General features: G+C 60.7%; 9 protein-coding genes. 5 read left to right on the plus strand and 4 right to left on the minus strand.

Annotated features, from left to right (window positions below):
* Together WCA53_RS28330 and pxpB are read right to left on the minus strand one after the other, a co-directional pair.
* A partial coding sequence (locus WCA53_RS28330; protein WP_423918774.1) for a biotin-dependent carboxyltransferase family protein occupies positions 1-401 on the minus strand: 401 nt, incomplete at its 3' end.
* Positions 398-1,051 (minus strand): 5-oxoprolinase subunit PxpB, encoded by a 654-nt coding sequence (gene pxpB / locus WCA53_RS28335; RefSeq protein WP_423918776.1) that lies wholly within the window; start codon positions 1,049-1,051, stop codon positions 398-400. The genes pxpB and WCA53_RS28330, both read right to left, overlap by 4 nt.
* A 165-nt stretch (positions 1,052-1,216) precedes the next feature.
* On the opposite strand from pxpB, the gene WCA53_RS28340 reads away from it, so the two are divergent.
* Positions 1,217-1,729, plus strand: coding sequence for a winged helix DNA-binding protein (locus WCA53_RS28340; protein WP_423918781.1), 513 nt, complete (start codon positions 1,217-1,219; stop codon positions 1,727-1,729).
* Between the two features lie 12 nt (positions 1,730-1,741).
* On the opposite strand, the gene WCA53_RS28345 is transcribed toward WCA53_RS28340, so the two are convergent.
* Positions 1,742-2,350, minus strand: coding sequence for a 5-formyltetrahydrofolate cyclo-ligase (locus WCA53_RS28345; protein ID WP_423918803.1), 609 nt, complete (start codon positions 2,348-2,350; stop codon positions 1,742-1,744).
* An 8-nt stretch (positions 2,351-2,358) separates the two neighbouring features.
* Between WCA53_RS28345 and WCA53_RS28350 the strand changes: the two genes are divergently transcribed.
* The 4 genes from WCA53_RS28350 (at position 2,359) to WCA53_RS28365 (ending at position 7,293) form a co-directional block, all read left to right on the plus strand.
* The gene (locus WCA53_RS28350; protein WP_423918786.1) at positions 2,359-4,326 is read left to right on the plus strand and encodes a transglycosylase SLT domain-containing protein; all 1,968 of its coding nucleotides are present in this window, start codon (positions 2,359-2,361) and stop codon (positions 4,324-4,326) included.
* A 145-nt stretch (positions 4,327-4,471) separates the two neighbouring features.
* On the plus strand, positions 4,472-5,425 hold the full coding sequence (locus WCA53_RS28355; protein WP_423918789.1) for a complex I NDUFA9 subunit family protein: 954 nt from the start codon (positions 4,472-4,474) through the stop codon (positions 5,423-5,425).
* Positions 5,426-5,446: 21 nt separating this feature from the next.
* The gene (locus WCA53_RS28360) at positions 5,447-6,064 is read left to right on the plus strand and encodes a glutathione S-transferase family protein (RefSeq protein ID WP_423918792.1); all 618 of its coding nucleotides are present in this window, start codon (positions 5,447-5,449) and stop codon (positions 6,062-6,064) included.
* Complete coding sequence (locus WCA53_RS28365) at positions 6,061-7,293, plus strand: multifunctional CCA addition/repair protein (protein ID WP_423918795.1); 1,233 nt, start codon at positions 6,061-6,063, stop codon at positions 7,291-7,293. Before WCA53_RS28360 ends, WCA53_RS28365 begins: the two co-directional genes overlap by 4 nt.
* Before the next feature lie 22 nt (positions 7,294-7,315).
* Here the strand turns inward: WCA53_RS28365 and WCA53_RS28370 are convergent, their stop codons facing one another.
* Complete coding sequence (locus WCA53_RS28370) at positions 7,316-7,510, minus strand: DUF2905 domain-containing protein (RefSeq protein WP_423918798.1); 195 nt, start codon at positions 7,508-7,510, stop codon at positions 7,316-7,318.
* Positions 7,511-7,805: the final 295 nt, after the last annotated feature.

Consider the following 7,805-nt stretch of genomic DNA (forward strand, 5'->3'; position numbering starts at 1 on the left):
GCGCCGAGGTCCGTGCTGCGGGAACCGAGCATAGGCAGCACGTCGATACCGCCCGCCACGCACACGTAACCGCGCATTCCGTGCCGGGCGCCGCGCAGCGTCAACTGCTGGCCGGCCTGGACTGGAATGCTCCACCAGGAGTAGACGGGTTTATCGTCGAGCGTTGCGCCGAAGTCCGTGCCCGTGATCGCCACACGGGTCGCGTGCGTGAAGCGCAGGACGGCCGGTCCGAGCGTCAATTCGATCCCCGCCGCGTCCGGTTTGTTGCCCACGATCCGATTGCCTATTTCCAGCGATAACGCGTCGAGCGCGCCGCCCGAACTGACCCCCAGGTGCCGATAACCCACGCGTCCCAAATCTTGCACGGAGCTCAGCATGCCGGCGCGAATCACGTCGATCATGCGAGCACCTCCAGCGCGGTAAAGCGCACGCGATCGCCGGGTTGCATGAGCGTGGGCGGGTTGCGGGCGGGATCGAAGAGCAAGAGGTCCGTGCGTCCCAGCAACTGCCATCCGCCCGGCGAGACTGCTGGATAAATTCCTGTTTGCTCGCCGCCGATACCCACCGATCCCGCCGGCACTTCAACGCGCGGTTCGGCGCGGCGCGGTGCGTGAAGGCTTGGATCGAGGCCGCCGAGGTACGCAAAACCGGGTTGAAAACCGAGAAAGAACACGATGTATTCGGCTTTCGTATGGCGCTTCACGAGTTCGTCGACGCTCAAGCCAAGCTGCTTGGCGAGCGACGTCAGATCCGGCCCGTCCGTTCCGCCGTAATGCACGGGAATCTCGATTTCCGCCGAGCCGACATCGACCAGGGATACCGCGTCCCACGCGCTTTTCAATTGTTTCTCGAGGTCCGCCTGGCCCGCCTGAAGCGGATCGAAGACGAGCGTCAGGTTGTTCATGCCCGGTACGACTTCCACGACATGCGGCCAGAGGCGCGCTGCGTCGGCGAGTGCCCACATGCGTTGCTGGCAGTCGAGCGTGGCAGGCGGGGAGGCCTCGCAGACGAGCGCCGTATCGCCGAGCGGGAAAATTCTAGGTGGTGTCATGCTGGGGTTTTGCCGTTAGTCGAGCTCGGACATCCGGTTCGATGCCATGTCAGGAATGTACATTGTTGATAAATTATCGACAATTTATCAATAAGGATTTGTGCGAACCGATGAAAAACGTCGCCGTACGCTACACTCTTCTCCACATTGTCCTGCGTAAACACCATGTCCCGCCATCCGACCAAGATCGTTTCGTCCGAACACCTCGTCTCTGAAACAAGTGCCGAATTGTCGGAATTCGAATATGGCCTGATCATGGTTGGCAATGCGTTCGATCGCTGGATGGTGCGTTGCATGTCGGCGGCGGGCGCGAAGGACATGACCGCCATGGAAGTATCGCTGCTGCATCATGTCAGTCACCGTGACCGAAAGAAAAAGATCGCCGATATTTGCTTCGTTCTGACTATAGAAGACACGCACGTTGCAACTTATGCGCTTAAAAAGCTGGTGGCGCGTGGGTTTGTGACGAGCGAGAAGGTCGGCAAGGAAGTGTTTTTTTCAGCGACGCCGTCGGGCCGCGAGTTGTGCGGGAAGTATCGGGACGTGCGGGAGAGTTGCTTGATCAGCACGCTGAAGGAAAGCGGGCTGACCAATGAGCAGATTGGGGACGCGGCGCAGTTGCTGCGTAATGCGTCGGGGTTGTATGACACTGCCGCGCGTGCGGCGGCTTCGCTTTGAACTAGTCTTGATCTAGTAGATCGACGTTTCCGTCACAACCACATCGAGCGGAATATCGTGCGGCTCGCGCGGCAGCGTCCCACACCGCCCAGATTCGAACGCCACGCCGATTGTCACGGGCTTCTTTCCATCCGCCCACGCCACCAACGTCCGGTCGTAATATCCACCGCCATATCCCAGTCGATACCGCTCGGCATCGAACCCCAGGCACGGTATCAGCAACAACTCCGGCGTCATCACGCGCTCGGCCGCCGGAACGGGAATGCGGTATCGGCCCGTCTTCATCTCGGCCTTCGGCTCCCACGCATGAAATGCAAGCGGTTCGCGCGTGCCGACCACCACCGGCAAAGCGGCTGTCCTGGATGCCTTGCACGCAAGCCAAATGGTCAGCACATCGCGCGCATCGAACTCGCCCGTAAGCGGCCAGTAAAAACCGACGCACGACACCGCGGGATATCGCGACATGGCTTCGGCCAGATGCCGTCCGAGCGCTTCATTTCGGGTCGCCTGATCGGCTGGAGAGCCTTGCGCGTCGCGGGTTGCGAGGAGGTTTGCACGCAGCGCGCTTTTGCCTTCCATCACAGGGTTGCGTGCTATGCTTTGGATCACTTCGCGCTCCAGAAATAAGAATGTCAAAACGTCTCAAACGAGTATATCTCGCAGCATGTACCGCGCTTTTCGCGGCCACGCTCGCCGCGTGTGGCACTGCGTCCGCCGTCGCCCCTTCCACCGATTATTCGCTCTCGCCCGACGACCGCATTTTCATCCAGTTGCGTGAAGCCGCGCGCTCGAACGACGCCGGCCGCGCCGCGTTGCTCGCCGCGCAAATTCCGGACTATCAGGCGCCAGGGTACGTTGAATACTTCACCCTGAAACCACAGCTCTTCGACTCGCAAGGCCACGCGAATGTCGACGCGCCCGATGCACCTGTCATGTCGTTCCTTCAGCGCTACGACGGCCAGGCAATCGCGGACCGGCTGCGCAACGACTATCTGGTCGTGCTCGGCGCGCGTCACGACTGGCGTAATTTCCTCGACCAATACGCGCGCTTCGTCCTGAACGACGACACGCAGGTGAAGTGCTACGCGCTCGAAGCGCGGGCGTCGCGTGGGGAGAATGTCTCGGACGCGGCGCGCGCGCTGCTCGTCGATCCGAAATGGTACGGCGACGGTTGCATCGACCTGATCAACGCGATGGCGAGCACGCAGCAATTCACCAGCGACGACGTGTGGCAGCAAATCCGTCTCGCGTACGAACAGAACTACACGAACACGGCCAGCAAGATAGCCGATGCGCTCGGTGCGCAGCGCCCGAATCCAACCGCCTTCGACACCGCGTCGAACACGCCGCCGCTGTATCTCGCGCGCGGTATCGGCCGCGACACAGCGTCGCATCAGCTCGCGCTTATCGCGATTACGCGCATGGCACGCAACGACCCGGCCATGGCCGCCGCGTCGTTCAGCGCGGTCGCGCCGAGTCTGACGCCATTAGAGCGCGCCACCGGCTGGGCCACGATCGCGTATCAGGCGGCGTTGAAGCGCATGCCGAGCGCGGTGGACTGGTACCGGTTGTCAGTCAACGCGCCAATGTCGAATCCCGCTTATGAGTGGCGCACGCGCAGCGCATTGCTGGGCGGCGACTGGACCATGGTCCGCTGGTCGGTCGAGCAAATGCCGCCCGCCTTGCGCAGTCAGCCGGCGTGGGTCTATTGGCACGCGCGCGCGTTGAAGCAGGCGGGAGACGCCGCAGGGTCACAGCAGGAATTCGCCAGCATCTCCGACCAGTACAACTTCTACGGCCAATTGGCATTGGAAGAACTGGGACAGAAGATCACCGTGCCGCCGAAGACGGTCGTATCCGAAGCCGACGTCGCCCAGATGCAATCGGTGCCGGGCTTTGCGTTATCGCAGAAGTTCTATGCAATGAATCTGCGGCTCGAAGGCAACCGGGAATGGAATTGGCCGTTGCGCAATATGACCGATCGCCAATTGATCGCGGCCGCGTTGTACGCACGCCAGATCCAGTTGTTCGACCGTACCGTGAATACCGCCGACAAGACGAAAACGGAACACGATTTCTCGCTGCGATATTTGTCGCCGTATCGTGACGTGGTGGAGCGTGAGTCGAAAAACACGGGACTCGACGTTGAATGGGCGTACGGGCTGATTCGCCAGGAATCGCGATTTATCATCAACGCCAAGTCTGAGGTTGGAGCGGGCGGCTTGATGCAATTGATGCCGGGCACCGCGCAACTGGTCGCGAAGAAAATCGGCATGGGCCCGGTTTCGCGCGAGCAGATGAATGACATCAACACGAACATCCTGCTTGGCACGAACTATCTTTCAATGGTCTACAACCAGTTTGACGATTCCGCCGTTCTCGCTACCGCGGGCTATAACGCGGGTCCGGGACGCCCGACGCAATGGCGTTCCACGCTGAGCGCACCGGTCGAGGGAGCAATTTTTGCTGAAACGATTCCGTTCACTGAAACCCGCGATTACGTCAAGAACGTGCTGTCGAACACCGTGTATTACGCAGCGCTGTTCGAAGGGCGTCCGCAATCATTGAAGGCTCGTCTCGGCTATATCGCGCCCTGAGCTGCGCCCTGGGCGTCCTGCTTTGAAACCCGCCGCGCGCGTTTCGCTTTTCGGATTTCCGGTCCACGCGGTTCGTCGGAGGTAACGCGCGGCGCGGCGTCACTGCGCTGATACTTCCGCGAGTCCGCCACTCAGAGAGGCGAGCATGCGACACCAAACCATTGCGTTGATCGGCGGGTCCGGTTTTATCGGCAGTCATCTGGTGAATGCGCTCGTCGAGGCTGGCAAGCACGTGCGGATTGCCACGCGGCGTCGCGAGAATGCTTCGCACCTGACGCTGCTTCCCGTCGACGTGATCCAGGCCGACGTCCACGATCCCGTGCAGCTTGCCGCGTTCGTGTCCCAAGCCGATGCCGTCATCAACCTGGTCGGCCTGTTGCAAAGCAAGCGCGGCACGCCGTACGGCCCGGATTTCGCGAAGGCGCACGTCGAGTTGCCGAACAAGATCGTAGCTGCGTGCTATGCAAAAGGCGTGCGGCGGTTGCTTCACATGAGCTCGCTTGGCGCGGATTCAAATGGGTCGAGCATGTACCTGCGCTCGAAGGGCGACGGCGAAAAGGTCGTCCGCGAATCGAATCTCGCGACGACCATCTTCCGTCCGTCCGTCGTCTTCGGTCCTGAAGACAACTTCCTGAACCAGTTCGCGTTCCTTGAACGGATCCTCCCGGTGATTCCGCTCGCGTGTTCGCAAGCGCGAATGCAGCCGATTTTTGTCGGCGATGTCGCGCAGGCATTCGTCAACGTGCTTGATCTAGACGCCGCCAGCGGACGCGCGTATGAACTCGCCGGCCCGACCGTGTACACGCTCGAGGAATTGGTGAAGTTCAGCGGTGCGGCAATCGGCAAGCACGCGAAGATCGTGCGCTTGCCCGACATCCTTGGCCGTCTTCAGGCAATGACCCTCGAATTTGCGCCCGGTCCGACCCTGATGTCGCGCGATAATCTCGATTCCATGAAAACGCCCAGCGTCGCAAGCGGGCCGATGGCGCCGGAACTCGGCATCGATCCGGCGAGCATTGAAGCCATTGCACCGATGTATCTCACGGGAACGTCGTCGCGTTCCCGCTTCAATGCCTTTCGCGCGAGCGCCGGACGTTAAACAGACCTGAAGACCTTTGCTATGAAACTCGTTATCGGTGACAAGAACAGTTCGTCGTGGTCCATGCGGCCGTGGCTGGTGCTCAAGCATTTCGGCATTCCTTTCGAGGAAATAATGGTGCGGCTGAACCGCCCCGATTCCAGCGCGAATATCCTCGCGCATTCGCCGTCTGGAAAGGTGCCGTGTCTTCTCACCGATGGCGGCGCGGTCGTTTGGGAATCGCTCGCGATCATGGAAACGTTGGCCGAGCTTTTTCCGCAACACGCCATGTGGCCGCGCGACGCGACCACACGCGCCTATGCGCGCAGCGTCAGTTCGGAAATGCACGCGGGCTTTTCTGACCTGCGCGAACAGATGTCGATGGATATTCGCCGCCAGTCATTTGGCCAAGTCCCGACGGCGGGCGCAGCGGCGAACATCAAGCGTGTCGATACGATCTGGCGCCATTGCCTCGATGCGCACGGCGGGCCGTTCCTGTTTGGTGATTTCGGTATCGCCGACGCGATGTTCGCGCCCGTCGTCATGCGTTTCAACTCGTACGCACCGAAGCTGAGTGGAGCCGCGCTTGCTTATTGCGCGCGCGTCACGGCGTTGCCGGAGACGGCCGAATGGATCAAGGGCGCGCGGGAAGAGCAATGAATATCTTTGCCGTCGGCGGTGCGATCCGCGATGAAATGCTCGGACTGCCGGTGCAGGATCGCGACTACGTGGTGGTCGGTGCGACACCTGAGCAGATGGCGGCGCAAGGCTACAAGCCTGTCGGCAAGGATTTTCCCGTCTTCCTGCATCCGCAGACGCACGAGGAATATGCGCTTGCGCGAACCGAGCGCAAGACCGCTGCCGGTTATCACGGTTTCCAGTTCTTCTACGCGCCCGACGTGACGCTAGAGGAGGATCTCGCACGCCGCGATTTGACCGTCAATGCAATGGCGCGCGAAGTGCGGCCCGATGGCGTGTTGACCGGGCCGGTTATTGATCCGTTCAATGGGCGGGGTGATCTCGATGCGCGTATTTTCCGCCATATAGGCGACGCGTTTATTGAAGACCCGGTGCGGATTTTGCGAATTGCGCGCTTTGCGGCGAGGTTTGCCGATTTTCATATCGCCAATGAGACGCTGGAGCTGATGAAGCGCATGGTCGCGGACGGTGAGGTCGATGCGCTCGTTCCTGAACGTGTGTGGCAGGAGGTATCGCGTGGGTTGATGGAGAAAACGCCGTCGCGGATGTTCGCGGTATTGCGTGAGTGCGGCGCGCTGGTCCGGATTCTTCCCGAAGTCGATGCGCTCTGGGGCGTGCCGCAACGCGCTGACTATCATCCGGAAGTCGATACGGGCATTCACGTGATGATGGTGCTGGATTACGCCGCCGCGCATGGTTTTGCGTTGCCGGTGCGCTTCGCCGCGTTGACGCACGACTTGGGCAAGGCCACCACGCCGGAAGATATTTTGCCGCGGCATGTTGGACATGAAGGGCGTAGCGTCGATTTGCTGAAGCCTTTGTGCGAGCGTTTGCGCGTGCCGAACGAATGCCGCGACCTTGCGGTATTGGTGGCGCGGGAGCATGGCAATATTCATCGCGTGATGGAGTTTGGCGCGGCGGCCTTGGTGCGGCTGTTTGAACGCTGCGACGCGCTGCGCAAGCCCGCTCGTTTTGCTGAAGCGCTGCAGGCTTGTGTTTCCGATGCACGGGGGCGGCTTGGTTTGAGCCAGCAGCCTTATCCGCAGGCCGAGCGGTTGCGCGATGCGCTGGTGGCGGCGCGCTCAGTCGATGCCGGGGCGGTCGCGCAGCAGTATGAAAGCGAGCCGGGGAAGATCAAGGAAGCGGTGCATGCCGCGCGGGCGGCGGCGGTGGCGAAGGTCATTGCGTGAGGTGAGGTGGCGGGAGTACGAGTTAAAGCATTCGCGCCAGTAGTGACAGGATGATCGACAGCAGGATGGTCGACATGAAGGGAAACGGATATTCGCGCCCGAACAAACGCAGCGTGAAATCGCCAGGTAATCGGCCGATGCCGAGCTTTTTCATCCAGGGCATGCTGGCCGAGAGTATCGACAGGGCGATAAACGTGGTGAGTATCCAACGGAGCATAAGGCCGGCTGTTAGCTTTTGGTGGGGGGCGGGCGGTGCTGCTAGCGGCGAGTGTGGGGCGAGCATCGAGTCCTTCTGCTAGCGTGGTCGTTCTGCATAGGTAGTATTTTCTTGCTTATTACTGTTAGCCCCTGTCCGGGGCGGGACTTCATTTCTTTTCAAACGCGAAAAGAAACGAAGCAAAGAAACGCGTTCAAACCGCCAATACCTAAGTGTCGTCGTTGCCCACTTCTGGTTTTTGGCCCGAACGTAGCGCGGCCCCAAACATTTAACCCGCAGCCGAACACCCTCCCCA

It is taken from the genome of Caballeronia sp. (assembly GCF_049581465.1).
Classification (GTDB): domain Bacteria; phylum Pseudomonadota; class Gammaproteobacteria; order Burkholderiales; family Burkholderiaceae; genus Caballeronia.

Coding starts and splice junctions, on each gene's coding strand:
- WCA53_RS28350 (WP_423918786.1), top strand. CDS start 2,359: ATGTCAAAACGTCTCAAACGAGTATATCTCGCAGCATGTACCGCGCTT.
- WCA53_RS28365 (WP_423918795.1), top strand. CDS start 6,061: ATGAATATCTTTGCCGTCGGCGGTGCGATCCGCGATGAAATGCTCGGA.
- WCA53_RS28370 (WP_423918798.1), bottom strand. CDS start 7,510: ATGCTCCGTTGGATACTCACCACGTTTATCGCCCTGTCGATACTCTCG.
- WCA53_RS28360 (WP_423918792.1), top strand. CDS start 5,447: ATGAAACTCGTTATCGGTGACAAGAACAGTTCGTCGTGGTCCATGCGG.
- WCA53_RS28340 (WP_423918781.1), top strand. CDS start 1,217: ATGTCCCGCCATCCGACCAAGATCGTTTCGTCCGAACACCTCGTCTCT.
- WCA53_RS28355 (WP_423918789.1), top strand. CDS start 4,472: ATGCGACACCAAACCATTGCGTTGATCGGCGGGTCCGGTTTTATCGGC.
- pxpB (WP_423918776.1), bottom strand. CDS start 1,051: ATGACACCACCTAGAATTTTCCCGCTCGGCGATACGGCGCTCGTCTGC.